Source organism: Paenibacillus solani (assembly GCF_001277345.1).
Classification (GTDB): Bacteria; Bacillota; Bacilli; order Paenibacillales; family Paenibacillaceae; genus Paenibacillus_AQ; species Paenibacillus_AQ solani.
The window spans coordinates 1,280,207-1,307,025 of the sequence record NZ_LIUT01000001.1 but is presented as its reverse complement, the minus strand read 5'-3'; the positions used below and the strand labels follow the sequence as shown (position 1 = coordinate 1,307,025).

The window sequence follows — 26,819 nt, the reverse complement described above, 5'->3', positions numbered from 1 at the left end:
TTATTTGATTCCGTCTTTGAGCGCTTTACCAGGTTTAAACGCAGGAATTTTGCTCGCAGGGATTTCGATTTCTTCACCTGTTTGCGGGTTACGGCCTTTCCGCGCGGAACGCTCGCGAACCTCGAAGTTACCGAAGCCCACCAGTTGTACCTTGTCTCCGTTCTGCAATGCTTCAGAGATAGCATCAAAAACGGCATCAACAGCTTTCGTTGCATCTTTCTTGGAAAGCTCTGTTGATTCGGCTACTTGTGTAATCAGATCCGATTTATTCATTCTTTCACCTCCCTAACAAGGAATGTGCTCCACTTGCTATTCACTGTTTCCGTTTTACCGCAAATTATACGTGCAATCGGGTAATTCACCCCTATTTCGCGTTTAGAATGCATGACGCGGAACAAATTTATAGTAATACAGTCATCTCATAATTTCAAGCACTTTGCTTTATTGGACCAAAGAAAACACGAAAAACAGTCACTAATCGGGACTATTGTCCCGTTAGCGACTGCATTTTTAACGCCTTTTCCGCGCTCACTTATAGAATAATTGCGATCAGACCGCCTGAACCCTCGTTAATGATGCGACCCAATGTTTCTTGCAATTTATATCTGGCATTGTCGGGCATCATGGCGATTTTGCCTTGAATTCCCTCACGGACGATCGAGTGCAGCGAGCGTCCGAATATATCGGATTCCCAAATCTTGATCGGATCATTCTCAAAATCCTGCATCAGATAGCGCATAAGCTCCTCGCTCTGCTTCTCTGTACCGATGATCGGCGAGAACTCGGATTCCACATCGACCCGTATCATATGGATCGATGGAGCCGTCGCTTTCAGTCTTACCCCGAAGCGGGAGCCCTGGCGAATAAGCTCAGGATCATCCAGCGCCATTTCGGTCAAGGAAGGTGCAGCAATTCCGTATCCGGTCGTTTTTACCATTTCAAGTGCTTCAGCGAAGCGGTCATATTCCCGCTTGGCATGAGAGAACTCCTGCATTAACTGGAGCAGATGATCTTTACCGCGGATCTCCACCCCTACAACTTCCATCAGGATCCGATCATACAGTTCATCTGGCGCGAAGAGATCAATTTCGGCAACCCCTTGCCCCATATTCATGCCGCTTAGGCCAGCGTGGTTGATGAAGTCATATTCCATGAACTGGCTTACCACACGATCGACATCGCGCAATCGGCGGATATCCTTAACGGTATCTCGAACTGAATTCTCATAGTTACTGCGCAGCCAGTGATTCTCGTTGAGCACCATCACCCAGCTAGGCAGATTCACATTGACTTCATGAACCGGGAACTCATACAACACTTCACGAAGAACGCCGGTTACATCATCTTCGGTCATTGTGGCCGCACTCAGCGTCATAACTGGAATATCGTATTTCTCTGCCAGCTCATTACGCAACTGCAGCGTTTCCTCACTGCGTGGACGTGTAGAGTTAATGACAACCACAAATGGCTTGCCGACTTCCTTCAACTCTTCAATTACGCGTTCTTCCGCCTCTACGTACGAGCTGCGGGGAATATCGGCAATACTTCCGTCAGTGGTTATCACCACACCAAGCGTGGAGTGCTCCTGAATCACTTTACGGGTTCCGATTTCAGCAGCTTCCTGGAACGGAATTGGCTCTTCGAACCATGGTGTTGAAATCATTCGTGGACCGTTCTCATCCTCATAGCCCTTGGCGCCTTCAACCGCGTAACCTACACAATCCACCAGTCTTACATTGACTTCAAGGCCATCCGTAACCTTGATCTGTACTGCATTGTTTGGCACAAATTTCGGCTCGGTTGTCATGATGGTTTTCCCTGCAGCACTTTGAGGCAGCTCATCGACAGCTCTTACTCGATCCGCCTCGTTCGTAATGTTCGGGAGAACAACCGTCTCCATAAACCGCTTGATGAAGGTTGATTTTCCCGTACGGACGGCACCGACGACACCCAAGTAAATGTCCCCTCCGGTCCGCTCGGCAATGTCTTTAAAAATGTCCACTTTTTCCAAAAGAGATCCCCTCCTCAAATTACTCCGAAGGAAAAATGCTTTAAGAGCATCCGCTTCGTGTTCCACTCATAGCCAAAGCCATTGCAACAGATGAGCCGCCTTTACAATGTCGCCAGCATCCCGCCGCCGGTGTTCCATGAGTTTTTGATGGAAACGGCAAAGCGGCGTAACTCGTACATGCATTTGGACTAGTATCATCATATGTACCGGGTTCAAAAATATGACGGTCGCTCCTTATGTCCCTCCTATTTTTTTTGAGAGAAGGAAATGCCAAATCAACTAGATACCGTCATCAGATTTTCAATGATAAACTACCGCATGGACGCAGGTCTTCTTCCTTATGCGCCTTCAGTCGTTTTCGTATTGCTCATGCTGAGGGCAACCGGCTCTTGCCCGCACTACTCTTTCGGATTATGAATATGCTCGCACTTTACTAGATATTCCAATCAGATCAAGCGGACACAAAAAAAATACCCGCCGTTCTCGGCGGGTATGATGGTTTAAGATAGAGGCTGAGCGACTGGTTGGCCGTCCTGCCATGTATAGGGCACGGATTTCACGGGAACATAAGAGGATTCCTGTTCCAAATATCTCCGTAAATCTTCACCTTCTTTAGGGTCAGTGCCGTTCTTTTGGATCGCCTGCATAATATCGAATGCATAATCGGCATAAACGGTACCGTTTTCATCCATGATAAAAGTCATTTCCTGACCCGAATACACACTGTTCAATTTAACGGATTTGGCATCGGTTTTGGACAGATCCACCGCTGTATACCCAGGATAAAGGGCTTCCCCTGCGGGGAGGGCGTCGTCATGGCTCATTTTATACAGATTGACAGCTCTCTGAACGTCATTCACCTTTTGCGTGGTGGTCAGGTCCATGACCTTCACGGTTGGCTCGGTTTCCTCATTGATAATGAGAAAATACCCGCTGCCTCCCTTCTCAAATGCCGTATTCGGAATTTGATCCATATATCCTCTGTTCTTCAGCTGATCCAGATCGACGCGATACTTCTCATAGCGCGGAATTTCCGAGCCAGCCGTAATAATCGGCAGTATGCCCTGCTCTTGATAAAAATCGTCTACAGCCGACTGGATTCTTTTGACGCTTTCCCTATAGGAAACCTTGTTCTCCGGCATGTTCTCACCAGGATACAGACAACCTGTCAGCAATACTGGAAACAGCACCAGGACCAAGGCTGCAGACATCCGCTTCGAACGGCCTGCCGCTTGGGTTATCCAAGTGATCATATTCAACTAACATCACCTTTCGCATTATATAAAGTCATCCGTATCTCGATTTCTCGCAGCTTCCAACTGCTTACGTATTGCAGCTTTCAGAGGGTCCTCCGGTATGATAACCTTCAAGTGATTCGTGATTTTTGTCTGGCAGGCAAGCCGGTAACCTTGTTCAATCATTGATGTCCCCAGCTTTCGGACTTCCTTCAGCTCCGGCGGTGAACAATGTTCCTTTTCCTCGCCTTGAACCATAATTTTGCACATCAAGCATCCGGCCTTGCCCCCACAACGGGTGGGAATACGCACACCCGCCCTTCTCGAGGCATCCAAGACATTTGTCTGTGAACGCACCTTGACCTTTTTGTCATCCGGCTGAAATAATATCTCGTAGTCCAACGGTAACCGCGCTCCTTTGTCTTATGTACACAAGTGATCCCTTGCGATATATTGGTGCGGCTAAAGTCCGAGAAGCTGATCCAGAGCCCTCTTATGTTCTTCATTCAGTTGATTCCGGGATAAAATTTGCTGGAGAAGCGGTATATGTTGTTCCTTATCCTTCCGCATTGCCTCCGCAATAGCTTCATAACGGTCAGCCCGGCCTCGAAGGACATTAAATACAAGCTCATGGCTTAAGGGCATCAGCCGTACTGTGCCACCTTGTATGTGTCGCGCTGCGGCTGCTGGGTACAGCAGCAGATCAATCTCCACTCTATAAGACGATCCCTCTGCATTCACTTCAAATCCGCCAACTAATTCAATTGAATATTTCATGAGTTCATAGTGGCTTAGTGTTGAAGAATAGATTCCTTCCTGGTCCAAGTGTGGTACATCCACTGCCACCGAGGCCAGGGACTGATGCAACAGCTGTATCCCGCTTGCATCGGCATATATATCGATATCTCTAGGTGACTTATGTAAATTGACATCCTGCAGCAGCAGACTGCAGCTTCCACCCAACAGCCAAGGGATTGAGACCTGATTCAGCTTATGAATGGCTGTAGCTAACACATTCTCCAGTTCCGGCATATCATTCAGTGTCATGCTGCACCTCTTCTACCATTTCTCCTGAATGGGGACTCTCCATATCAAATAATGGAGGCCAGTCCAATAATAAACCCGAAAATCATCATCATAAAGGCCACGAATGACAACGTGCCACGCAGAAAGCCCTTGGTTTTGCTCCGCGCAAGTGTAACCACTATAACGGACAGCGCCATAATCAATAATGCGACAAGGGACAGCCACATCTTTTGCATCGGATCCATGTCATGAAACTCTCCATTCTATCATCAAATTATTCAACCTATTATATCACAAAAAATGATTCCGCCTCATCCCGCATGCATCAAAAAGAGTAAAACAAAAGCCGTCGTCCATCTGGACACGGCTTTTGATCTGCATCGCCCTATCTTATTTGTTCATCATCATTTTCATCAAGGCTTCCATATTGCTCGGATTCATGCCACTCTTCTTGACCGCGCCAACAATCTCCTGGATCGTATCCTCACTCACAGGTATATTGGCCATCGCCGATACCTGCTTGATCAGCTGGCGGAGCTGGGCTTCATTTTGCATTGTAGACGGTTTAACCGTGCTAGCCAGCTTATTGACAGCCCCTGAAGAAATTTTTTTGCCGCTCTTCTTGTTGATCGCATTCAGAACATCCTTGTGAAAGCTTTTGCTCATTTCCACCCCTCCTCCGACATCCTCACATCAATATATGAGTCAAACATCGGAATGGTGAATAAGCTAAGTGTGCCACTGCTCCCAAGTTTCAAGCGGCATCATTTCCATCTCGGTTTTGGGATCGCGGCCCATCAAGGCTTCCACGGCGATGCGTGGATTCCGGTCTTTAAACAATACATGATACAGCTGATCAGCTATCGGCATCTGTACGCCATACTTTTCTGAGATCGCATGTGCTGCTTTAGTTGTACGTATGCCTTCCACAACCATGCCCATAGAACTTAGCACCTCGTCCAGCTTCTTGCCTTGGCCGAGCATAGAGCCAGCGCGCCAATTCCGACTGTGCTGGCTTGTCGCCGTTACGACCAGATCTCCGATCCCTGCAAGCCCGGCAAAAGTGAGAGGATTGGCCCCCATCTCCATGCCGATTCTTAAAATCTCCGCCAAACCTCTCGTAATGAGTGCTGCTTTGGCATTATCGCCAAAGCCCAGTCCGTCAGACATCCCTGCTCCCAGCGCGATGATATTCTTCAACGCACCGGCCAGTTCTACGCCAATCATATCCCGATTTGTATAGACTCTGAAATAGGCGTTCATGAACAAATCCTGAGCAGCTGCGGCCGCGTTGGCGTCCAATGAAGCCACAACGACCGTGGTTGGACAACGTCTGACCACTTCCTCCGCATGGCTCGGTCCTGACAATACCACGATATGCCCTTCCTCGCAGCCCAGCTCTTCAGCGATAACGCTGGACATTCGCTTTAAGGATTCCGTCTCAAATCCTTTGGTTGCGTGAATAACGAGCATATCTTTGTTCCAATACTGCTTCAGTTGCCCTGTAACCTCCCGCATCGCGGACGAAGGCGCAACGATGACAACGGCAGTAGCGGAAGAGACCGCTTCTTCCATATCCGTTGTAGCTCGAATCTTCGGGGAGAGTTCCACGCCGGGCAAATAACGGTTGTTGGTATGAGACTCGTTAATTTCGCGAGCCTGTTCCTCCGTTCTTGTCCAGACTACGACATCCAGATTATTCGACGCTAGAACACTTGCCAAAGCGGTTCCCCAACTCCCTGCTACCAACACAGCGACTTTGTCAGACAACTCGCTTCCCTCCTTTGTCCTTTCCTTTTCCAGAACCCAGCTTATTTTCACGGCCCTCTACCAGCTTCACGATGTTTGAGCGATGCCTCCAGATGGCGAATAAGCAAATGATCAAGCTCGTCCAAAAGATTGGCCAGGGATATCCTGCAATCAATAGAAAAATAGGTGTAAGTATTACAAATATAAGGGAACCAAGAGATACATATCGAGTAAGTACGATAGATAAGATGGCAATAATCCCAGCGATCAACGCTGGAATAAAGCATAGCGTAGCAAGCACCCCAATGGCGGTTGCAATTCCCTTACCTCCCCGAAAGCGGAAGTATATCGGCCAGTTATGACCGATAATAGCCGCTATGCCGCATAATCCGGGAAGCCACGCATTATCTCCGCCGAGCCATCGTCCGATCCAAACCGCAGCGATGCCCTTAATAACATCCAAAGCCAATACGAGAATGGCAGGTCCCTTTCCAAGGACTCGAAGGGTATTCGTTGCCCCGGCGTTACCGCTGCCATGCTGACGAATGTCAATCCCTTTCAGGATTTTGGCAAGCAGTACGCTAAAGCTTACCGAACCAAGTAAATAACACACTACGATCGCTACGATTTCTAGAAACAAACTATTCTCCCCTAACTCTCATCAGACTTTCTTCGAGTAAATATCCTGATGGGTGTACCTTCAAAGTCAAACGCGGCCCGAATCTTATTCTCAAGATAACGTTCATATGAGAAGTGCATCAATTCCGGATCGTTGACAAACACAACCATGGTCGGCGGCTTGACCGCAACCTGCGTGGAGTAATTGATACGCAATCTTCTTCCCTTATCCGTCGGAGGCGGGTTAATCGCGACCGCGTCGGATATCACGTCGTTAAGCAAATGTGTCTGCACACGCAAGGAGTGCTGATCCGCCACGTGCTTAACCACAGGGAGCAGCTTTTGCAGGCGCTGCTTGGTTTTAGCGGATAGGAACACAACAGGTGCATAAGTCATGAACAGGAAATGATCCCGTATCTTCTTCTCGAACTGCTGCATTGTCTTATCGTCTTTCTCAACCATATCCCATTTGTTCACGACAAATAAGGAGGCCTTACCTGCTTCATAAGCATAGCCCGCAATATGCTTGTCCTGCTCAATGATCCCTTCTTCCCCATTAATGAGCACAAGAACGACATCCGCGCGCTCAATCGCTCGCATGGCTCGCATAACGCTGTATTTCTCCGTCGTCTCATAAACTTTACCGCGTTTACGCATACCCGCCGTATCGATGAGCACATAGCGCTGCCCGTCCTTCTCGAAAGGTGTATCAATCGCATCGCGGGTCGTGCCTGCAACATCGCTGACGATGACGCGTTCTTCTCCCAAAATAGCATTAACCAGCGAGGATTTGCCAACATTCGGTCGGCCGATCAGGGCAACTCGAATAACGTCCTCGTCATACTCATCTTCTTCCAGTTCTGGCAAGTTCTCTACCACCACATCCAGCAGATCACCGATTCCAGTGCCGTGGCTGCCCGATATTCCAACAGGGTCACCAAACCCGAGGGAATAAAACTCGTAAATATCGTCAGCACGTTTCAAATTATCAACTTTATTCACGCTTAGGATGACGGGTTTGCCCGAACGGAACAGTATCTGTGCAACTTCTTCATCCGACTGGGTAACCCCTGTCTTTGCATCGCACATAAATACGATGACATCCGCCTCTTCAATGGCAAGTTCGGCCTGCATGCGTATGGATTTTAGTATCATGTCGTCGCCATCAATTTCGATACCTCCGGTATCGATGACGCTGAACGCTTTGCCGTTCCATTCGGCATTTCCATAAATTCGGTCACGGGTAATACCCGGTTTATCTTCAACGATGGCCAATCTGTCGCCTATCAATCGGTTAAATATGGTGGATTTACCGACGTTCGGCCGTCCAACAATAGCCACTACGGGTCTTGCCATAGTCACTCCTCCTGTCAATTCTTACGATTATCATCATAGCAAAAAACGTTACAATTGGCTAACCTTTCATTCTTATTTCTATTATGCTCCACCCCATGTTACAACATCCGCTACGATTCGTCCTCTAAAAAAACAAATGGCGAACCCAGATCTCTGGGTTCGCCAACTTCGTTATGATAGGTCGATAGACCGAACAAAACTGTTCCCGGGCTTACTTGAATTTGCTCAGCTTATCGCCGAAGCGCTCTCCAAGCGTCACGCTCATGCCTTGATTGCTCAAAGAAACGTTCGGGTTGTCTTTCAGGTCGATCTTAGGACCTTTGGACGGTTTTTCAGCACGCGGAGCTTGAGCCGGCGCTTCTTCTGTTTCTTTAATGCTCAGGCTTACACGCTGCTCGGAAGTGTTGATATCCAGCACTTTAACCTGAACTTCCTGGCCTTCCTTCAATACTTCCTGCGGAGTTCCGATATGCTTGTGAGAGATTTGGGAAATATGAACCAAACCTTCCACGCCTGGAGCAAGCTCAACAAAAGCACCAAAGTTAACCAGACGTTTAACCACACCTGTTACGATGTCGCCTGTTTTGAATTGCTCGCCAGCCGTTTCCCAAGGACCCGGAGCAGCAGCTTTGATACTGAGGCTGATTTTTCCTTTTTCAGGATCTACTTTCAATACCTTCACACGCACTTGATCGCCTTCGGACAGTACGTCCGCTGGTTTGTCAACATGGCTCCAAGCAATCTCAGATACGTGTACGAGACCGTCTACACCGCCTACGTCAACGAATGCGCCGAATTGTGTAAGACGTTGTACTGTACCTTCCAGTACTTGGCCTTCTTGAAGCTCGGACATTACTTTTTGTTTGTTCGCTTCAAACTCTTCTTCCAGAACATCTTTCTGGGAGAGAATCACTTTGTTGTTCTCGCGGTCCAGTTCTTTCACTTTTACGCGAAGTGTGCGGCCTTTATAGTCGCTGAAATCTTCAACAAAATGACGTTCTACCATGGATGCAGGAATAAATCCGCGAGCACCTACATCAGCTACAAGCCCGCCTTTTACTACATCAGCTACCGTTACTTCGAAGACGTCCTGATCTGCAAAATGCTTCTCAAGCTCTTCCCACGAGTTCTCGGTATCGATGGCGCGTTTGGACAATACCAGGTTCTCTTTGTCATCATTGATGCTTACAACTTTGCATTCTACTTCTTGGCCAACCTGAACCGCCTCAGAAGCATTATCAAGTTGTACTGAAGACAGTTCGCGAACAGGAATTACGCCGTCATATTTATATCCAATGCTTACATAAGCTTGGTTGTCCTCCAGTTTGACGATCGTCCCTTTCACGGTGTCCCCTTTTTTCAAGGATACGATTTGGTCGAGCTGTTCTTGATTCTCAACAGCCTCTTCGTTTCTTGTTTCTTCCGACATGTCAAATAACCTCCTCAATTCAAACCCCATTTATTTAAACTCGCATAGGCGAAGTTCAAAACATAATTGCTGTAGTATCTTTCCAAACTTCCCATGGTTTTTATGCATGAAGTGCATAAATTCAGTTCACGGTTGGTTTGCCGCTTGCTCGCATTTCGTGAATTTTGCTCATAATGATTTCGGTTGCGGCATCGAGTGCTTCTGGTGACTTTTCGCCTTCGAAGCGGGATAAATCTACAGGAGCCCCATAGATAATCTTCACTTTTCGGAACGGTTTATAATCCCCAATAATTGCAGCCGGAATAACGGTTGCTCCACTGCGAAGTGCAAAGCTTGCTGCTCCCCGCTTGGCAGCCGTCGCATCGGAGTTGCGGGTACCCTCAGGGAAGATTCCCATAATCTCGCCAGAACGCAGAATCGTAAGAGCCGTCTTGATGGACTCTTTACTAACTCCACCGCGCTTAACCGGAAAAGCTCCAAGCTGATGAACCAGCCATCCGAACACCGGAATCTTGAACAATTCAGCTTTTGCCATGAATTTAACCTGGCGTTTGACGTGAATTCCGACAGATATCGGATCTCTTATGCTAATATGATTGCTACAGATCAGCACGCCGCCTTCAGAAGGTATGTTATGTACGCCGACAGATTCGAATCTGTAGAGAATAGCGAACAAACCGCGGACCACCGCTCTGCAAAAAACATAAATCATGTTCTTTTCTCTCCATCCCAATTAAGTTTTGCAGTATGAAAGGATTGCCTCCACAACTTGGTTGATATCCATATGTGTCGTGTCGAGAATGATGGCGTCTTCAGCACATCGGAGCGGCGACACTTCACGTTCCTGGTCAAGCCTGTCACGTTCTGCGATATCTTTTTCCAGTTGTTCCAGCGTTATGCCTTCATCACTCAACTCATTGAAACGGCGAAGCGCGCGTTCCTTGACACTGGCCGTCATGAAAATTTTTACCTCGGCATCCGGTAAAACCGTAGTTCCGATGTCACGTCCATCCATCACAACGCCCTTCTCCAGGGCCATTTGCTGCTGCAAATGGACAAGTTGTGTTCGTAATCCTTCGATTCGCGCATACTTCGACACTTCTGCACTCACCTGCTGGGAACGAATATAGGGGGTAACATCCTCGCCGTTAAGCCAAACCATCTGGCCATTTTCATGCGGTTTTAATTCAATCACCATGTTTTGGGCATGTTGAAGCACTTTTTCGGAATCTTCTGCAGAAATCCCTTGGTTCAACATAAACCAGGTGACTGCCCTATACATGGCTCCGGTATCCACGTAGATGTATTGGAGCCTGCCGGCTACCATACGTGCCACTGTGCTTTTACCTGCGCCGGCCGGGCCGTCAATGGCAATATTAATGTTGTCGCGATAACCTGTCCCCTGCATAACCAACGGGGCATTCCTCCCTCAAACATGAACCTTCAAAATCAAAGAGCTTGCCACCCAAAAAGGATGGAGACCACCGTTACTTAGCAAAAATATTAAGAAAGTGAGGGATATTCCGACACAATCTTCATATTTCAATAAAAAAGCAGGCGCCCGCCTGCGACGTGAAAATTATACCACACTAGCTAGAGTGATGCAAAAGAGAAGGGGTGTTTCCACACATCCAATCGTTTACATGTGGCTCGTTAACAGGAATTCCTTCCATTTGCTGAACGGGTGAAATATAGAGCCTGCTGGGCTCGTAATGGAGCAGCAGCTGGATTACAATCAGGGCAAGTATCAGTCCGATCAGCAGCCTCAGAAGCACCTTGCCATACCGCTCATCGAGTGCTTGTCCCTGCTCCTCTGCTGTCCAATCGACATTCTTCGTCCCGGTCATATGATCTTGTTCATTGCATGTATTCGACATGGCAGATATTCCTTCCAGCATGAAATTTCCGCTAGTATGCCACCATATCGATTCGATTATTCATTAACGATTACGAAAATCAAATTGTCTCTCAAAACAATAACGAATCAGCTTCTGCCGTTCCATATCTACAATCTGTTTAAATTTCAACATGGCGATGCTTCGGTTCGTAGGCAGTTCTTTGATTCTGACAACTTCACCTTCAAAAGGGACATGCTCTACCGATCCATTCTTATAAGGGACGAGTATCCAGCAATGCAATACGCTACCTTCCTTAATCCGTTGTTCCGGATTCACGTAGAAAGATATGCCACCTCCGCCGACATCCTCCGACTTCGTTAAGAACTGTGTACCGTCTTTGGCTGTAACTGCAACTTCGAGCTCAGCCTGCACTCTCAGGAAGCTTCTCCTTTGCACTTTTGTGATCTGATCAGGTTCCGGTTTTTTGATGCGGACCAGGCGTATTACATCCTCGTGATGGCTTAGGACATATGAATTGAAATAATTCTTTACGCCGCCTTCTGTCAAAAAATAAGCGGAAAGCTCATCTCCGATAAACAGTCTCTTTAATCTGCCGGTTCCTTCCTGAAGCGGTACCTCCATATACATCGATTCGTCATCCATGTCGGAAATACGGGATTTATACACAATATTAGCTTCTTTTTCATCACCCGTATCCAGCTGGATATAGAGGACATCGTTGATCTTTGGATACAATACTCTCACCCACCACTACTTCATCATAATCAATATGTTTCATTATATCACGGCTTGCCTGGCTCCATGGGGAAAAATCTTCAAGCACATGCCGACTTCGACAGAAAAAGCCGATTAAGGATTTCCTTAATCGGCTCGCATACTCGTTATAAAAGTTATCTAACTCCAGCTTGTGCATCCTTCACAACCTCGACCGTTTCCTCAAGCCCGGTATCCGAGTTAATGTAAATTCGGTACTGGGATCCGTTGATGCGTCCGCCGAATTCGTAGCACAGCACATCCTCGGAACGATCATTTTTAATGATGGCTTTCCGGTGGTAGAGCACCTTAAAGTCTGGATTCAGCACCTTTTTCGCTTCGGCGAGGCTGATGGAAGGCTGTGGAATCTCGCGCTTAATCTGATGCTCATAAACAAAGTCGCTGGCCTGGAACCCGATGACATCCCCGTTATCCATAGCCGAACGAACGGTGATTTTTTCAGGATATATCAGGACACCATCCTCTTCACGTACAAATGAGAAGTTAGCGAGATTATCATATGGATCCGCAGAGACGGCGGTCATGTCGGGATACCCCTTCTTCTCCAAGAATTGCTGAGCACGTTCGATAGCGTCTTGAACGGATACCCGCTTCGCACCAACATTCCGTTCATTCGTGTATGAAATGATTTGGCCGCCTTTTTCAGTAAAGTCCATACTGATCATATAGCCCTTCGGATGTTTCACTTTTGCAGTGAAGGATACCCAGTCCGTTCCCTTCCCGTTCTTCGTTATTTGCACTCTGGCATTATCGCCGGCATCGGCAAACTTCAGTGCTTTTCGTTTTACGTCCTCCTCCGTAATCGGCATGCCTGCCAATTGTTTCACGGAGCGTTTGTTATAAATACTGCTAACGGATGGACCCCAATCTAGCTCAGGATAGGCCTCCACCTTTTTATCAACTGTTTTGAACCCGTCAATAATCGAGTTATCCTCTATACTGTTCGTAGCCAGGGCCGTCTCTACGTCCATCCATCGTAAGCTGTTCGTGATGACCTTATGCTGCACTTGCTGTAAATCCTTTGTTATCTCTCCCGAGTTGGTATACAACGTTTTTAGCGTTTTGACCTCATTCTCACTGAGCGGCTCTTTCGTCAAATCACGCACGCCAGCTTTATAAGCAAAGTTGGAGATGCGAGAGAGGAATTCCTCCGTTTTGTTAAAAGGCAGCAGCGTCAGCGGCAGCTGGCTGATCTCGTTCTGCGCATTGCTGGTCAGTCGCCATACATTCATCAAGCCTTTCCGGTGCATCCCCTGAGAGGTAGAGCTTACAGCAAGCGTATTGCCAAGCTCTGCATGAATTCTGTCCATATTATACGACAAGTTATGAAACGCCCGCTGGTATTGGTTCTCCGCATTAATCAATATCGCGTTTTTTTCTTTATTCTCTTGATATCCCCACACCAGAGCTCCGACCAATAAAATGGTCGCCAGAGGAAACAGTATAGCGCTTATTCGTCTGTACATGATACGATCGTCTCCTTTCTTCTACTCACTGCAGTTAGTTTGACTAGAAGAAAGAAGTCTTATGCACTTTTTCCAGCATCACATCGTGAAATTAATAATCTTCCTCGATATCGAAATGATCACGATTGTTGCACAAACATTGTTTAAAGCCCGTTTCAATTCTGCCTTGTTCTTTCTTTCCTCGGAGCACAAAACGTTCGCCGCAGTCCCTGCAAAGAATTCTTACTTTTATACGCAACAAAGGACACCTCCTTTTCTATAATACCCGGCTGCCAGCCAGGCTCTATAGAATGAAGTGTGCCCTTATTTGTCACGTATTAACCTCTTCCTCCCGCTGGATTAAACGAAAGGGAGAGCGGTTGTTGGCCCTTGTAATTTTGCCCATGCCGCCATACCATAGCAGTACCATAAGCGGAACAATAAACCATAACCATGTGTGGGTGAATAAATTCAGTATAACATCGTAGAGACCATGCCACATCCAAGGCAGCATGAGGGACAAAGCGAGAAAGAAACGTCTCCTTTTCCCTTCCGTAAATCTGGCGTGCCCCATGTAGTAACCCATTATGACACCGAACATTGCATGACCTGATACCGGCAGCAATGCGCGCAAGAGCATGGGACCAAAAGCAGCCTGACTGTACCAGGAATAAATCAAATTCTCCACCGTTGCGAAACCTAACGATATCGCCACAGCATACAGGATGCCGTCATACGGCTCGTCAAATTCCGTATGGTTAAAAATAATATGATACATCACAAACCATTTCAAAAATTCCTCTACGCCCGCGGAAACGAACAGAGAGTTGACTACAGGATTATCGCCTAGCCACAGCATCATTCCCCGCTGCAAGATCATCACCGGGAAAACGATCAGAACCCCTAACATGAATACTTTGATTACCATGTGCAGGGGTTCTTGATCATACCTGTCTTTCAGGTAGAAATATGTGAGCAATGCGAGTCCCGGCGCCAAAGCTGACGCAATTACCGAGAACACAAGCACTAAAAAATCCCCTTCCATCCGCTGCGGCCTAGAGTCCGGCGCGCACGCCCACATCCATTATTGCTGACGCTGGAAGTGTGTACAGATCACCTCAACCGCTTGCTGAGGCATTACTTTCTTCCCGTATTCCTCCAGCATAGCCTCCGTTACTGAGGATGATTCTCCGAATTCTGCGAGCATGGCAATTACCGCCGGCAGCTTCTCGCTGTTTAATTCCTCAGGGTCGAAGTACAAAAACCATTTATCCATATAGTGATAGAGCTTACCTGCTCCGCCTACTAGGTCCTTCAACATATGTGATGCTTCAATGAGCACTTCAAAATCTTGAAAAACATAGACGATTGTATCACTTTGATCCAGCGTTAACTCCATTTCATAGATCTCGTCCGGCATATCTTCTTCGGACAGGCCGCCGAAATGATGATCGTATTTCCCTCTCGTCACAATAACCACCATGCCTTGGGCAGGCAGTGCAAATACCTCAACGGCAAGAGGTCCGGTGGCATCAAACCCGAGTTCACTGTATGCCTGATCCATCATCTCCGTAAACAGGTCATAAACTTTCGGTATTTCCTGCCACATCTCTTCCTTCTGGATCCCTCGCTCACTCAGATCGTCAAACGTGAGGAAAATCCGTATCTTATCTTGACTCAAACGCTCTATTTTCATGACAGGATCCTCCTTACGTAAACAAAAGTTTATAACAAATTATGATGTCTGGATTATGACGTGATAAAAATGGTTTTATATAATTGATTTTATCATTTAATACCCACAAATGCACGTAAATATGTAGCAGAAGAAAAAAGAATCATTCCAGGGACCAGAGAAGTCGTTCCCCGAGAATGATTCAAAAAGGTTCTTGCCGTTTACAAACCCGGTATGACGGTGTGAGTCTCTTTTAAAATCTGTTCGACTTCGGATTTCACTTCCGGGTTATTGCGGATGAAATCCTTGACTTGTTTCAGGTTGGCAGATTTCGTATGGGTCGAAGTCTGTACCCCCGATACACCCGTAGTGCGGTTGATGTCATGTTGGCCCATGCTTTCTTGGCTGGAGCCGGAATACTGGCTTTTCGTGCCTTGAATTTTGCTGATTGCGGTATCGGCAAATTGGCCGAGATTTGTATTTTTCATCATCGATGAAATCGACATGTTGTTTTTACGGGAGATCACTCGGGAAGCTACCGCACCGAGTATGACACCACATAAAAATGACGAAGTCTTCATACATGATACCTCCTTCTATGGTAAACTCGAGATTATTGTTCTCGCACCGCCCACAACTCATGCTACATAAATACAGGAAAGTGAGATGGAATCATGGTTAGAAAACGAACAGTCCTTTTGTTGGCTTGCTGCCTCATGCTTAGTGCCTGTGGAAATAACGGAGCAGATAAGCAAGGTACAGCCACAGAAGGCGGTAATGTACCCGCAGCGCAACAGCCCGCAACGCAACAGAATCAAGTTTCCGGACAAGTCTCCGAGCCACCGGTTGAACAGACGGAAGAAGTGGACCCAGAGGCCGTCCCGGATACAGAGGCGACGGATGAAGGCACTTCGGAGGACCCCGAAAAAAGCACCGATGTTACAGCACCAATAGAACCGAAGTACCACATGAACAAGGTATACCGAATCGTACCTAACGATGAGTCCATTCCTGACAAAGTGGTGCTGCTTACTTTTGATGACGGACCTAAAGATGAGGGTATGATCAATCAATTGATTGATACACTCGATAAACATAATGCCAAGGCTATCTTCTTCGTTAACGGGTATCGTGCAAAAGCTCATCCTGAGCTATTGAAACTCATTCACGATCGCGATCAATTCATTGGCAATCATTCCTGGGATCATATCGACCTCAAAAAGGAGAGCAAACAGAAGGTTAAGGAGCAGATCGGGGACGTGCAGGAAATCGTTAAGGAAGCAACCGGTTCGGAACCAAGGTTCTTCCGCCCTCCATTCGGTTCTGGAGGAGATACGGTCAAGGAAATCGCCGCGGAACATGACCTGTTGTTTATGACCTGGTCCAACGGCTCCTTGGATTGGGAAGGCAAGAACAAGGATAAACCCGATGAAGTCGTCAAAAATGTTCTGGAACAGCTTCATCCCGGTAGCAACATTCTTATGCATGAGCTTCCATGGACCGTTGAAGCACTTGATGAGCTGTTGACCAAGCTGGAAGCCAAAGGATACGGCTTCGTCGATCCGCAGCTGATTGAGCCAAAAATGAGATAAGTCCAAACATAATATAAAAACTGCAAAAACCATAATTCTTCGTCATTCCCTCGACGATCGTTATGGTTTTTTGCGCTTGCGCAGTGTAAGCAAATGATATTCACATGGGCATTGCAGGCGCAGCGGGATATGAGACGTGCCAAATCCGCGGCTTATCAGCATCTGGGAAGAAGGCTTGATTTCTGCAGCTGTTCTAGGCAGCGTATACCAGCCGGATTTGAACTTCTTGTAGAAACGCGCCAGGCGCATAGCACCGGCTATAGGCAGAACAATCTGTCCTCCGTGGGTATGACCTGCCAGCAAGAGATCCGCATGCACTTCCTGCCTTCCCTTGACCCAGATCGGATCATGCACCAGAATAATATGAAAATCTTCCTCATGTGCTTTTCCCCGAAATTGGGTATACGGGTGCTGCCTGCTTGCCGGTTGTCTAACTCCGCTTAAGACAATTCGCTCTTCCTGATGCTGCAGGGTGATAGTTTTATCGTTCAACAGCGTGACTCCGGTCTCTCGCAATACTTTGCGCACCGCATCTTTGCCTGCAAACAGATCATGATTCCCTAGAACAGCATACACCGGAGCGATACGCACTAGCACCGACATATTATGTCTTAACCGCTCAAAGGGCACACCCTTTTCCGTAATGTCCCCGCCGACAAGCACACAATCAACCCCGGATAGATGAGAGGTTAGCTTGGCTTCTGATAACTTTCTACGGTGTATATCGGTAATAAATAATATTCGATACCCGTCAAACGACTGCGGAAGACGATCTGATATAACTTCCTGTTCACGCATCCGGTAGCCATGCGCCTCCGCACTCATCCACCCAATAGCGCCTGCTCCGACAGCCGCAGCACATGCTAACCACATCAGCACACTCATAATATCTCCTTAAGTAACTCGCTCAATGGAGGCGCTCCGATAAGTCCCCACCATAATAGTGCTGCCATTAATAATATGAAGACGATAATCAATGAGTTCACAAACCATTTGCTCATTCTTACGCGATAAGAGGAATATGTATTCGTTCGTTTGGGTGCCAATTCTTCTTCCATTGTGGCCCGCGCTGATCTTGACGATCTGGAGCGGCTCAACCCTTCGGTTGCAGCACTGCTTTGCGTCCGTTTCATCCCTGCTCTCGCAGAGTTGGAAGATGTAGGATGACCCCATGTTTCCTCTTCTTGTCCTACCTTCGTTGTCTTACCTTTTTGTGACTGAGCCGATGTCTTGTTTTTCCGGCCTTTATTACGGCTCTGGTGTCTCTGCATTCTGCTAAGCTCACTCATTCTCCTCTTTCCTCCGAAACCGAATCAACATTCCTGATATGAAATCGATCAGAAAATGACACAAGATGGGTGCCCAAATGGTGCCTGTATGAATATATACGTACCCCAAACCATAACTGCTCAGAAACACCCAACCTGTAGGTAACCAATGCTTTAAATATCTGACATGGATAAGTGCAAACAATATACTTGTCCAATAGGGGCCGAAGGCATGTTGAATCGCTCCGCGAAACAAGAGTTCTTCACAGATGGATACCATCAGAGCGATCACAAATATATGCCATACCGGCCTTTTTCGGAATAACATTTCGTTAATTCCACCATCATCCATACTGTCTTCCGACACAAACCGGGATAAAACAAAATCCACAACCAGCATGGTTCCAGCAAGACCCAGCCCCCAGTAAACGAACTCAATATCTTGAGGGATGACGAACAGCCCAAAGGGATTCCTCTTCTGAAATAAAATCCAGATCAATCCCGTAATGAGCGTCAATGCCTGTGTAAGATACAGATTAATTAAGAGCAGCCGGTCGTTTAATTGATGCGCTTCAATTCTTTTTACACGTATTTTAAATTTTTTCATAGAAGATGGGCCTGTCTTTCATTCTGATTTTTAAATATATCATAATGTTTTGTAAATGATTCAATGAAATAGGCGGGCATATGCATCATAGCAAATTAACAGCATGATGTTCAAGCTATCCGCGGTTTCCGCGGTTTCTTCCCTTGCCTACCAATCTATGAACAAATGATTCACCTATTGACACAATGTTAGAAGCCATGATACATTATGAAAAAATTAATCTGTGAAACCGATGACGGAAAAAAGATGCTGTAACGCCCTCAGAGAGCCGATGGTTGGTGCAAATCGGTGGCGAGAAAGTAATCTTAAGCGTTCCTGAGATATTTCGCTGAAGTATATAGTAGGCGTAAATCGGATGATATCCGTTACCAATCATGGTCTGAACAGACCGCTTGAGGCTGCGCAAGACAGCAGCGAATAAGGGTGGCACCACGAATAACTCTCGTCCCTTACTACGGAGGTAGTATGCGGATTGGGAGTTTTTTATATTTTACATCCTTTGCCACGACAACGCGTCAGCTATTCATAGTCCTCTTATGTGTTTAACGGACTGCGCTTAAAAGCGTGTTCCTTATACAATATGCAGTACCACATTTACAGAGAAATGTTAAGGAGGAAGAGAAAACCATGTTTAAAGTATTGGTATCAGATCCGATCAGTGATTTAGGGATCCAGCAGTTAATGGATGCTACCGATGTGCAGGTAGACAAAAAAACCGGGCTTAGCGAAGATGAGCTCACTGCCATTATCGGTGAATACGACGGTCTCCTCGTACGCAGTCAGACCCGTGTTACAGAACGCATTATGAAAGCAGGCACGAACCTCAAGGTGGTTGGCCGGGCTGGCGTTGGTGTTGACAACATTGATCTTGAGGCAGCAACCAAGCTCGGTATCGTCGTCATTAATGCCCCTGACGGGAATACGATTACAACTGCAGAGCATACATTTGCCATGATGATTGCCCTCGCCCGCCACATCCCTCAGGCCTATGCCAAAACGGTAAGCGGAACATGGGACCGAAAATCTTTCCTTGGTGTTGAACTTCGTAACAAGACGCTCGGCGTTATGGGTATGGGACGAATCGGCACCGAAGTGGCCAAACGCGCCAAAGCATTCGGTATGAGTATTCTGGCTTTCGATCCCTTCTTAACGGAGGAACGTGCAGACAAGCTCGGCGTGAAGCTCTCTTCCGTGGATCATATTATCCGCAATGCAGACTTTATTACCGTTCATACTCCGCTTACGCCGGAGACGCGTCATATGATCGCCAGACCACAATTTGAAGTCATGAAACGCGGCATGCGGATCGTGAACTGCGCCCGCGGTGGCATTATCGACGAACTCGCGCTCGTGGAAGCCATTGATGAAGGTATTGTAGCAGGCGCTGCATTTGACGTTTTCGAGCATGAGCCACCTGAAAGTGATCATCCGTTCCTGAGTCATCCAAAAGTCATCGTAACTCCGCATTTGGGTGCATCTACTGTTGAAGCGCAAGAGAATGTGGCAATCGATGTGTCGGAACAAGTGCTTCACATTCTACGGAACGAGCCGTTTAAGAATGCTGTCAACTTCCCGCTTGTAGCGGCGAGTGTCATGAACAAGCTCCAGCCTTATTTCTCCCTCGGCGAGAAACTGGGCAGTGTAGCAGCCCAGATCACCGCACATGCGGTAAAAGAGATTCATCTGGACTATGCCGGTGAGCTGGCTGAAGTCGATACGCAGGCCCTGACCCGATACATCGTCAAGGGAGTTCTCGAACGCCACCTTGGAAGTGAAGTGAACATTGTCAACTCCATGCATCTCGCAAAAAGCCGTGACTTGCATGTGGTTGTTACCCAGACACCGAAAACCAAGGACTTCACCAACCTGGTTACTGTTACACTCAAAACGCAAAACGGTATGGAGCGAATTGTCGCTGGCACACTTCTGCTCGGTTATGGAGAGCGCATTGTCCGTCTTGACAAGTTCCCAGTCGATATTTCTCCGGAAGGTCATCTGATTCTGATCTCCCATAATGACAAACCAGGGCTTATCGGGCGTGTTGGTACCCTGCTTGGCGAGAACGATGTTAATATCGCCTCCATGCAGGTTGGACGCAAGGTCATCGGCGGAGAGGCGATCATGCTCCTCACGGTCGACAAGAACGTTCCTAAGGACGTATTAATCAAGCTTACCGGTCTGTCAGACCTGAACACCGCACAACAAATCGCTATGGGCTAACATATTGGACTAAATCATTCGTAAAGGGGTTAATCATTGTTCCACGTAGAACAAGATTAACCCCTTCATTTCAACAAAAAAACACGCTCCCAGGGAGCGTGTTTTGTCTTATATGCGAAGATGCTCTAAGATTCTGGCGCTTTTGCAGGAATGGTCAACGTAAACACGGTTCCTTTTCCCACTTCACTCGTTGCAGTAATCGTGCCATGATGAGCATTCACAATATTCTGCACGATGGCGAGTCCTATTCCTGTTCCCACTGTCTCACCCCGTACACGTGCCTTATCGGCCTTGTAGAACCTCTCAAACACAAAAGGCAGATCCTCAGGTGGAATTCCGATCCCCTGGTCGCAGATCTTCACCTGGAGAGCTTCGGTATTCGATTGGCGGATCCGATCAGCAATAATCTGAATTTGCTTGTCCGAAGGCGTATGACGAAAAGCATTATCGAGCAAATTGGTCAACACCTGCTCCAGCTTGTCTTCGTCGGCTGCTTCAAGTTGAAGGTTCGAATTTAGCTTGTTCAGTTGAAGATCAATATGGCGCTCCTTGGCACGAACCGTAAACTTCCGGTATACCCGTTCGCATAATTCACCAGCATCCATCTTTCCAAGCGATAATTCCGAATGTCCGGCCTCCATGCGGGTTAAATCAAGCAAATCTTTTACCAGCCGTCCCATGCGTAGAGACTCTTCATGGATCACCTGGATGAGCTCTCGGCTCTCTTCAGGCGAAGCCGCCATTCCGTCAAGCAGTGCTTCGCTATAGCCTTGCATCATAGACAACGGCGTTCGAATTTCATGCGACACATTCGCAATGAAATCTGTACGCATCTTCTCCAGCTTCACCTGCTCGGTAATATCTCTCAGCACCACAACAGCGCCCCGAATCGTATCATCCGAAGATAAAGGCGCCATGTGGGCTGACCAAATCCCCTGGTTGACATGCAGGTCGGCACTCTTGTCTTTACCTTCATCTACAGTGGCATAGTATAGCTCACTTAACGGTTTTGGCATAACATCGGCTGCCCAGCCTCCGCCCTGCAGCTCATCGTCCCATTGCAGTCCTTTCCAGGTCTTCATAATATCCTGTCCCGGCGGGTTCGCCAAAATGACCTGACCATGGTTATCGAAGGTAATAACGGCATCACTCATGCTTCTCAGCACACTAGACAAATGCTCCTTCTCATGGTTCAAATTACGAATGTTCGATTCGAGCTCTGCTGCCATATGATTAAACGTATTTGCCAGTTCGCCGATCTCATCACTGGTTACAAGATTCAATCGAGTCCCGTATTTCCCCTTACGAATGTCATTAGCCGCCTCAATGAGCTGCTGCATCGGCTGCGTAATCTTCGTTAACAGGAACAAGCCGAAGAAAGTAGTCATTGAAAAACCAATAATGGCCACATACGTGAATAATCGCTTGATCGCATCTGAATTTGCAAACGTCGTATCAATATAAGGGAGCAGAAATAATCCGAGCGTCAGCAGCACGCACGCGACCAAACAAGTTATCGTAATCCAAAGCTTGCCGACGAGTGACCTCCAGAAACTCACGTTACTTCGGGACCTCCAGCTTATAACCTACTCCCCATACAGTCGTGATCATCGCAGCAGATTCCAAGGAAACTTTGTTCAACTTTTCACGAAGCCGTTTCACATGGGTATCAACAGTGCGCAGATCACCGAAAAATTCATAATTCCATACATCTTTAAGCAGTTCTTCGCGAGAAAACACTTTGTCTGGCGAGGAGGCCAGATAGTGTAATAGCTCGTACTCCTTCGGCGTCAGGCTGATCTCATGTCCGCCCGCTGTTACGCGGTGAGCATCATGCTCAATGACCAAATGAGGGAATACGATGCTGTTGCTAGGATTTGATTCTTTGGTCAGATAGGCAGTAGCCGATGAGCGGCGCAATATAGCCTTCACCCGGAAGATCACCTCGCGCGGACTGAACGGCTTAACTACATAATCATCCGCTCCCACTTCAAATCCCTGAACCCGGTTGATCTCTTCGCCTTTGGCAGTCAGCATCAGAATCGGTGTAGACTTCACCTGACGAAGACGAGTGCATACTTCGACCCCGTCCATTCCAGGCAGCATGACATCCAAAATAACGAGTCCGTAATCTTCCGAGCTTGCTTTACGCAGGGCGGTCTCACCGTCCTCTGCCTCTTCGATTTCATAGCCTTCTTTCTCCAAATACATTTTCAACAATCGGCGAATCCGTTCTTCATCATCAACAACGAGAATACGATTTCCGTGTTCTGACATTGGCAGCCAACTCCTTATGAATGATAGGGAAAACCAGAAGTGGCCCTCTTAATTAAGAAAGGGCCCTTCTGATATTATTCATTGCTATTATGTTCGATTAATCGGTTCCGGCGTAAGAATGCAGACCCGCGATAATCAGGTTGACGCCAACCAGCGTAAACATGACTACGATAAAGCCGATAACGGACAGCCAGGAAGAGTATTTACCCTGCCAGCCACGTGACAGCCGAAGATGGAGATACACGCTGTAGAACAGCCATGTAATAAGCGCCCATACTTCCTTCGGGTCCCATCCCCAGAACCGGCCCCAGGCAATTTCTGCCCAGATCATGGCGAATATGAGCCCGCCAAGCGTAAATACCGGGAAACCAATCGCAATGGCTCGGTAACTAATCTCATCCAAATCATCCGGATCCAGTCGGTTAAGCGCAGGCTGAATGAATTTCGCCAGCGGCTTGCGCAGAATCAGGCGGAGCAGTCCATACAGAATCACTCCGGTGAGCAGAGACCAAATGACTGTATTCAGCTTGCGTCCTGCATTTACTCCGTGCATCCAAGATGGAGCTTCCATGAGAGGAGATTTCATTCCCAAGAAGGATTGCATGCTCTCCGTCTCGCTCTTGTAAGGCGCAACAAGTGGAGGCATGTTGTATTCCACTTTTACTATTGTACTATTTTCTGTCTTCGGGTCAACCAATGTCTGATTAAATTCAGCCTGATAACCACTCGTACGGAAGCCGTATACCGACACTATGAATCCGATCAAAATAACGATGGCAAACATGCACAGTTCAAGCCAGAGCTGCTCTCTGCGCGAAGCCTTGTCAGTTCGGCTAAAGTTAACAGTACGGAGAAGGTGCATCAAACCGGCTATGAAACCGATGGCAAAAAATGCATCACCCAATGCTGCGAGCGTAACGTGAATGCCCAGCCAATAAGACTGAAGAGATGGAATCAGCGGTTGAACCTGCTGCGGGAACACGGCTGCATAGGCCATAATCAGAATTGCCAGCGGCAGTGCAAACAGACCAAGCAGTGACTTTTTGTAAATAAAATAGAGTACAAGAAAGGCAATCATGATTGCCATCGACAAGAAGGACATGAACTCGTACATATTGCTTACAGGCACATGACCTGAGCCCGCCCATCTTGTGAAGAAGTACACCAGATGCCCGATCAAGCCGATCGTTGCCGTCACAAACGCAATCTTGCCCCATTTTGCCAAATGGGTTTCCGGGTCCCGCTTGCGGAATCTTCTTCCCATTACGGCAAGTGCATACAGGATAAACGCTGCACAATACAAGGCAAAGGCTACGACAAACGCGTCGCCACTAAAATCAATTAGATTCATGCTTATTCCCCCTGTTATTCTCCAATGACTTCTCGTCAACCTCCATATTCATTCCCTTGAATATTGCAGAGATCTCCTTACGAAGCCCAAACCAGTTTTTATTCGTATGGGCGCCCAGAGTCAAGATGCCGTCATCAATACGAAGCCAGATTCGGCGATGGGTGAAGTAAAAGCCCATAATCAACCCGATCATGCCTATGAAACAACCTACCCATATGAACGGCATGGCTTTATCCACACGAATATTCAAATACGTCGTCGATTCTGCAAAGTCTACATCGTCCATGCTGAGCACATCCAGTGATACAAGTTCTTCCCCACCTGCCAGCTGCGCATTAATCGCTTCCTGGTTGAATCGTTCCTTGTCGATCTGTTTCGGGAAGTAAAAGTATTGGATGCCTTCCTTCGGCAAATCAGGCCCTTCAATCAGAAATAAGAATGCAGGCGCATTCGGGTTCGGTGACAGGTTTACCGGTTTACCGTTATCGCCAAGTCCAAAATCAGTATAGGTTTGGGTCAGCGTTAACGTATACTCTCCCGCTTGGTACTTTCTCTGGGGATCATTGATCGACAATGTAATCTTGCCGTATTCTTTGCCGCTCTTGCTGTTAACCAGCACGGGCGAAACCGAACGGAGAATGGGGGTCAGATCATAATCGAATTGGTATGCCTTTAACCCTTTGTAGTTGAGCGGATGATTCACCTCAATGTTATGACGTGTTACTTCCACAAGCTCAGGGTCCTTATCCAAGTCGTCGCAATTGGCCTCACACATGTACAGTACAGCCTGCGTTTGGAATTCTTTTGGCAGCACTTTATTTTTGCCTTTGAATTCTTCAGGCATATCATCTTCGGTATAGAATTCAACCTTAAATCCATCGTTCAGCAAGTAATAACTGGTGTTCTTGATATGCACCGGCTCACCTTGCGGAAATGCCACATGCTCGTCCATATACAGCCCTGGAAGATTCCGTCCGAGTACCGCCAGAAGGAATACGATCAGACCGATATGCAGAACATAGGGCCCCCAGCGGCTGAAGCGCTGCTTCTCCGCCAATAAAGTCCCTCCGTCTGTGCGCACGCGGTACCCTTTTTTCTTGATGATTGGCTTAACGCGTTCAACCCACTCTATTCCGCCCTCTTCGACTGGCCCTTGATAAACAACCTTTTGGCGGGTAAGAAAAGACATATGTTTCGGAATCCGCTGCCGGCTCAGCGCCTTGTAGAGAGGCAGCACACGGTCAAGACTGCATATGACAAGCGATGCGCCAATCATGACGAGCAGCAGCACAAACCACCAGGATGTGTATGTATGTGACAGGCCAAGCAAGTAATAAATATGCCCGAGCTGTCCGTACTCCTCTTTGTAATAAACCGAGGGATCAATGTTTAGGAACGTGCTCTCCTGAGGAAAAATCGTCCCTAACGAGGAACCGATCAACGTGAACAATATCAGATATATTGCTACTTTTACCGAGGAAAAGAAATTCCATACTAGGTCAATAACCCCGGGATTTGCTTTCTGTGACCGGCGGGCAACCCCATCGTAGCGCATTTCTAAAACAGGCTGCGCTTCAGCCTCCTCGGTAAGCGGCTTGCCGCAAGCCTCACATAGAACGGTTCCCGTGGGATTCTGGTGTCCACAATCACATTTCGTGTTCTGGATCAAAGGCTTGGAACCTTGACTCATTTCGCATTCACCAACTGTTCAATTTGTTTGTCCAGGGTGTTCAAATCCAGTTCGCCTATACGTATATGGTCAATCTTGCCAGAGGCAGTAACGAAGAAGGTGGTTGGCATGGGACCTACCCCGAAGCTGGCAACAGCATTCCGTTTAGGATCCATCAATATGGGGAATTTCACACCGGTCTGGGCAACAAAATTCTCTACTGTCACTTTGTTCTCCCCTACGTTAATCCCGATGATCTCAACGCCTTGGCTGCTCCATTTTTCCCACTGGGACTGAAGAGCCGGCATTTCACGCACGCATGGCGGACAGTAGGTTCCCCAGAAATTGATCACCCTGGCCTTACCTTCATAATCACTCATGGTATGTACGTTACCATCCATGCCTAGAAGTTCAAAATCCGCTGCCTTCTGACCCACTTTAGGTACCTTGTCAGAGCCGAATACAACCGTGGCAACGGCGTATACTCCAATCAACACGATGGCAAGCAGAATCACGATTTGTATATTTTTCTTCGATTTGCCCATATTGCAGCAGCTTCCTTTCTATGACAATCATCATAAACGTACCCCGCGGGTGTGAACATCCTATGAACAATTATAACGAAATTTGTCATAAACGCCGCTCGCCAATTTGAATA

29 protein-coding genes and 1 other annotated feature are annotated in these 26,819 nt (G+C 47.4%); of the genes, 2 read left to right on the top strand and 27 right to left on the bottom strand.

The genetic code is table 11. The features are described from left to right. The 19 genes from AM231_RS05845 to AM231_RS05755 form a co-directional block, all read right to left on the bottom strand. A complete protein-coding gene (locus tag AM231_RS05845) occupies positions 1–273 on the bottom strand; it encodes an HU family DNA-binding protein (protein WP_053488776.1) in 273 nt (90 codons plus the stop codon). Between the two features lie 259 nt (positions 274–532). Then, positions 533–2,011, bottom strand: a complete 1,479-nt coding sequence (spoIVA, locus tag AM231_RS05840; protein WP_053488777.1) for a stage IV sporulation protein A — start codon at positions 2,009–2,011, stop codon at positions 533–535. 500 nt (positions 2,012–2,511) lie between these two features. Next, a complete protein-coding gene (locus tag AM231_RS05835; protein WP_054401654.1) occupies positions 2,512–3,264 on the bottom strand; it encodes a hypothetical protein in 753 nt (250 codons plus the stop codon). Positions 3,265–3,288: 24 nt separating this feature from the next. Further along, positions 3,289–3,648, bottom strand: a complete 360-nt coding sequence (locus AM231_RS05830) for a 2Fe-2S iron-sulfur cluster-binding protein (RefSeq protein WP_053488779.1) — start codon at positions 3,646–3,648, stop codon at positions 3,289–3,291. Positions 3,649–3,708: 60 nt separating this feature from the next. Beyond that, positions 3,709–4,293 (bottom strand): hypothetical protein, encoded by a 585-nt coding sequence (locus AM231_RS05825; protein ID WP_054401653.1) that lies wholly within the window; start codon positions 4,291–4,293, stop codon positions 3,709–3,711. A gap of 44 nt (positions 4,294–4,337) precedes the next feature. Next, a complete protein-coding gene (locus AM231_RS05820) occupies positions 4,338–4,517 on the bottom strand; it encodes a DUF2768 family protein (protein WP_006209457.1) in 180 nt (59 codons plus the stop codon). A 145-nt stretch (positions 4,518–4,662) separates the two neighbouring features. After that, the gene (locus AM231_RS05815; protein WP_009595189.1) at positions 4,663–4,938 is read right to left on the bottom strand and encodes a stage VI sporulation protein F; all 276 of its coding nucleotides are present in this window, start codon (positions 4,936–4,938) and stop codon (positions 4,663–4,665) included. Positions 4,939–5,001: 63 nt separating this feature from the next. Then, positions 5,002–6,042 carry an NAD(P)H-dependent glycerol-3-phosphate dehydrogenase gene (locus tag AM231_RS05810; protein ID WP_054401652.1) on the bottom strand — a complete coding sequence of 347 codons (1,041 nt, stop codon included), beginning with the start codon at positions 6,040–6,042 and terminating at the stop codon, positions 5,002–5,004. After that, positions 6,035–6,661: a glycerol-3-phosphate 1-O-acyltransferase PlsY gene (gene plsY, locus AM231_RS05805; protein WP_053488782.1), complete on the bottom strand. Its 627-nt coding sequence runs from the start codon at positions 6,659–6,661 to the stop codon at positions 6,035–6,037. The genes AM231_RS05810 and plsY overlap by 8 nt, the downstream gene beginning before the upstream one ends. Before the next feature lie 11 nt (positions 6,662–6,672). Next, a complete protein-coding gene (gene der, locus AM231_RS05800) occupies positions 6,673–7,995 on the bottom strand; it encodes a ribosome biogenesis GTPase Der (RefSeq protein WP_053488783.1) in 1,323 nt (440 codons plus the stop codon). A gap of 211 nt (positions 7,996–8,206) precedes the next feature. Beyond that, positions 8,207–9,424, bottom strand: coding sequence for a 30S ribosomal protein S1 (gene rpsA, locus AM231_RS05795; RefSeq protein ID WP_054401651.1), 1,218 nt, complete (start codon positions 9,422–9,424; stop codon positions 8,207–8,209). 121 nt (positions 9,425–9,545) lie between these two features. After that, a complete protein-coding gene (locus AM231_RS05790; RefSeq protein ID WP_053488785.1) occupies positions 9,546–10,136 on the bottom strand; it encodes a lysophospholipid acyltransferase family protein in 591 nt (196 codons plus the stop codon). A 21-nt stretch (positions 10,137–10,157) separates the two neighbouring features. Next, on the bottom strand, positions 10,158–10,838 hold the full coding sequence (gene cmk / locus AM231_RS05785; RefSeq protein WP_054401650.1) for a (d)CMP kinase: 681 nt from the start codon (positions 10,836–10,838) through the stop codon (positions 10,158–10,160). 175 nt (positions 10,839–11,013) lie between these two features. Then, positions 11,014–11,301 (bottom strand): DUF5359 family protein, encoded by a 288-nt coding sequence (locus AM231_RS05780; RefSeq protein ID WP_165593374.1) that lies wholly within the window; start codon positions 11,299–11,301, stop codon positions 11,014–11,016. A gap of 63 nt (positions 11,302–11,364) precedes the next feature. Beyond that, complete coding sequence (locus AM231_RS05775; RefSeq protein ID WP_106406050.1) at positions 11,365–12,027, bottom strand: flagellar brake protein; 663 nt, start codon at positions 12,025–12,027, stop codon at positions 11,365–11,367. A gap of 146 nt (positions 12,028–12,173) precedes the next feature. Next, complete coding sequence (ypeB, locus tag AM231_RS05770; RefSeq protein WP_054401648.1) at positions 12,174–13,523, bottom strand: germination protein YpeB; 1,350 nt, start codon at positions 13,521–13,523, stop codon at positions 12,174–12,176. 310 nt (positions 13,524–13,833) lie between these two features. Next, positions 13,834–14,529 carry a glutamic-type intramembrane protease PrsW gene (gene prsW, locus AM231_RS05765; RefSeq protein WP_053488789.1) on the bottom strand — a complete coding sequence of 232 codons (696 nt, stop codon included), beginning with the start codon at positions 14,527–14,529 and terminating at the stop codon, positions 13,834–13,836. Between the two features lie 57 nt (positions 14,530–14,586). After that, complete coding sequence (locus tag AM231_RS05760) at positions 14,587–15,198, bottom strand: genetic competence negative regulator (RefSeq protein WP_053488790.1); 612 nt, start codon at positions 15,196–15,198, stop codon at positions 14,587–14,589. Positions 15,199–15,398: 200 nt separating this feature from the next. Continuing rightward, the gene (locus tag AM231_RS05755; RefSeq protein ID WP_053488791.1) at positions 15,399–15,758 is read right to left on the bottom strand and encodes a hypothetical protein; all 360 of its coding nucleotides are present in this window, start codon (positions 15,756–15,758) and stop codon (positions 15,399–15,401) included. 93 nt (positions 15,759–15,851) lie between these two features. Here AM231_RS05755 and AM231_RS05750 point away from each other — a divergent pair, with 93 nt between their 5' ends. After that, positions 15,852–16,769, top strand: a complete 918-nt coding sequence (locus AM231_RS05750; protein WP_054401647.1) for a polysaccharide deacetylase family protein — start codon at positions 15,852–15,854, stop codon at positions 16,767–16,769. 60 nt (positions 16,770–16,829) lie between these two features. Here the strand turns inward: AM231_RS05750 and AM231_RS05745 are convergent, their stop codons facing one another. Genes AM231_RS05745 through AM231_RS05735 form a run of 3 tightly spaced genes read right to left on the bottom strand, consistent with a single transcriptional unit; the run spans position 16,830 to position 18,644 of the window. After that, positions 16,830–17,642, bottom strand: coding sequence for a metallophosphoesterase (locus AM231_RS05745; protein ID WP_242615187.1), 813 nt, complete (start codon positions 17,640–17,642; stop codon positions 16,830–16,832). A gap of 8 nt (positions 17,643–17,650) precedes the next feature. Beyond that, the gene (locus AM231_RS05740; protein ID WP_053488794.1) at positions 17,651–18,058 is read right to left on the bottom strand and encodes a hypothetical protein; all 408 of its coding nucleotides are present in this window, start codon (positions 18,056–18,058) and stop codon (positions 17,651–17,653) included. Then, positions 18,051–18,644, bottom strand: a complete 594-nt coding sequence (locus AM231_RS05735) for a CPBP family intramembrane glutamic endopeptidase (RefSeq protein ID WP_053488795.1) — start codon at positions 18,642–18,644, stop codon at positions 18,051–18,053. Before AM231_RS05735 ends, AM231_RS05740 begins: the two co-directional genes overlap by 8 nt. 223 nt (positions 18,645–18,867) lie before the next feature. After that, positions 18,868–19,097: a binding site (T-box leader), on the top strand. Between the two features lie 174 nt (positions 19,098–19,271). Here AM231_RS05735 and serA point away from each other — a divergent pair. Further along, the gene (gene serA, locus AM231_RS05730; protein WP_054401645.1) at positions 19,272–20,864 is read left to right on the top strand and encodes a phosphoglycerate dehydrogenase; all 1,593 of its coding nucleotides are present in this window, start codon (positions 19,272–19,274) and stop codon (positions 20,862–20,864) included. Positions 20,865–20,989: 125 nt separating this feature from the next. Here serA and AM231_RS05725 read toward each other — a convergent pair whose 3' ends face one another. The 5 genes from AM231_RS05725 to AM231_RS05705 all read right to left on the bottom strand — a co-directional run bounded on the left by AM231_RS05725 (position 20,990) and on the right by AM231_RS05705 (position 26,706). Beyond that, complete coding sequence (locus tag AM231_RS05725) at positions 20,990–22,423, bottom strand: HAMP domain-containing sensor histidine kinase (protein WP_054401644.1); 1,434 nt, start codon at positions 22,421–22,423, stop codon at positions 20,990–20,992. 1 nt (position 22,424) lies between these two features. After that, complete coding sequence (locus tag AM231_RS05720; RefSeq protein ID WP_053488798.1) at positions 22,425–23,141, bottom strand: response regulator transcription factor; 717 nt, start codon at positions 23,139–23,141, stop codon at positions 22,425–22,427. Positions 23,142–23,238: 97 nt separating this feature from the next. Continuing rightward, a complete protein-coding gene (ccsB, locus tag AM231_RS05715) occupies positions 23,239–24,492 on the bottom strand; it encodes a c-type cytochrome biogenesis protein CcsB (protein WP_053488799.1) in 1,254 nt (417 codons plus the stop codon). Continuing rightward, positions 24,479–26,182: a cytochrome c biogenesis protein ResB gene (locus tag AM231_RS05710; RefSeq protein ID WP_054401643.1), complete on the bottom strand. Its 1,704-nt coding sequence runs from the start codon at positions 26,180–26,182 to the stop codon at positions 24,479–24,481. Before AM231_RS05710 ends, ccsB begins: the two co-directional genes overlap by 14 nt. Next, a complete protein-coding gene (locus AM231_RS05705) occupies positions 26,179–26,706 on the bottom strand; it encodes a redoxin domain-containing protein (protein WP_053488801.1) in 528 nt (175 codons plus the stop codon). The genes AM231_RS05710 and AM231_RS05705 overlap by 4 nt, the downstream gene beginning before the upstream one ends. Positions 26,707–26,819 lie beyond the last annotated feature (113 nt).

What these genes read in the sequence shown, in the direction of transcription:
- AM231_RS05755 (WP_053488791.1), bottom strand. Translation starts at nt 15,758, where the DNA reads ATGAAGACTTCGTCATTTTTATGTGGTGTCATACTCGGTGCGGTAGCT.
- AM231_RS05825 (WP_054401653.1), bottom strand. Translation starts at nt 4,293, where the DNA reads ATGACACTGAATGATATGCCGGAACTGGAGAATGTGTTAGCTACAGCC.
- AM231_RS05780 (WP_165593374.1), bottom strand. Translation starts at nt 11,301, where the DNA reads ATGTCGAATACATGCAATGAACAAGATCATATGACCGGGACGAAGAAT.
- ccsB (WP_053488799.1), bottom strand. Translation starts at nt 24,492, where the DNA reads ATGAATCTAATTGATTTTAGTGGCGACGCGTTTGTCGTAGCCTTTGCC.
- serA (WP_054401645.1), top strand. Translation starts at nt 19,272, where the DNA reads ATGTTTAAAGTATTGGTATCAGATCCGATCAGTGATTTAGGGATCCAG.
- AM231_RS05735 (WP_053488795.1), bottom strand. Translation starts at nt 18,644, where the DNA reads ATGAAAAAATTTAAAATACGTGTAAAAAGAATTGAAGCGCATCAATTA.
- AM231_RS05745 (WP_242615187.1), bottom strand. Translation starts at nt 17,642, where the DNA reads ATGTGGTTAGCATGTGCTGCGGCTGTCGGAGCAGGCGCTATTGGGTGG.
- AM231_RS05820 (WP_006209457.1), bottom strand. Translation starts at nt 4,517, where the DNA reads ATGGATCCGATGCAAAAGATGTGGCTGTCCCTTGTCGCATTATTGATT.
- AM231_RS05845 (WP_053488776.1), bottom strand. Translation starts at nt 273, where the DNA reads ATGAATAAATCGGATCTGATTACACAAGTAGCCGAATCAACAGAGCTT.
- AM231_RS05750 (WP_054401647.1), top strand. Translation starts at nt 15,852, where the DNA reads ATGGTTAGAAAACGAACAGTCCTTTTGTTGGCTTGCTGCCTCATGCTT.
- AM231_RS05720 (WP_053488798.1), bottom strand. Translation starts at nt 23,141, where the DNA reads ATGTCAGAACACGGAAATCGTATTCTCGTTGTTGATGATGAAGAACGG.
- ypeB (WP_054401648.1), bottom strand. Translation starts at nt 13,523, where the DNA reads ATGTACAGACGAATAAGCGCTATACTGTTTCCTCTGGCGACCATTTTA.
- der (WP_053488783.1), bottom strand. Translation starts at nt 7,995, where the DNA reads ATGGCAAGACCCGTAGTGGCTATTGTTGGACGGCCGAACGTCGGTAAA.
- AM231_RS05705 (WP_053488801.1), bottom strand. Translation starts at nt 26,706, where the DNA reads ATGGGCAAATCGAAGAAAAATATACAAATCGTGATTCTGCTTGCCATC.
- AM231_RS05835 (WP_054401654.1), bottom strand. Translation starts at nt 3,264, where the DNA reads ATGATCACTTGGATAACCCAAGCGGCAGGCCGTTCGAAGCGGATGTCT.
- AM231_RS05740 (WP_053488794.1), bottom strand. Translation starts at nt 18,058, where the DNA reads ATGAGTGAGCTTAGCAGAATGCAGAGACACCAGAGCCGTAATAAAGGC.
- AM231_RS05760 (WP_053488790.1), bottom strand. Translation starts at nt 15,198, where the DNA reads ATGAAAATAGAGCGTTTGAGTCAAGATAAGATACGGATTTTCCTCACG.
- AM231_RS05815 (WP_009595189.1), bottom strand. Translation starts at nt 4,938, where the DNA reads ATGAGCAAAAGCTTTCACAAGGATGTTCTGAATGCGATCAACAAGAAG.
- AM231_RS05710 (WP_054401643.1), bottom strand. Translation starts at nt 26,182, where the DNA reads ATGAGTCAAGGTTCCAAGCCTTTGATCCAGAACACGAAATGTGATTGT.
- AM231_RS05790 (WP_053488785.1), bottom strand. Translation starts at nt 10,136, where the DNA reads ATGATTTATGTTTTTTGCAGAGCGGTGGTCCGCGGTTTGTTCGCTATT.
- rpsA (WP_054401651.1), bottom strand. Translation starts at nt 9,424, where the DNA reads ATGTCGGAAGAAACAAGAAACGAAGAGGCTGTTGAGAATCAAGAACAG.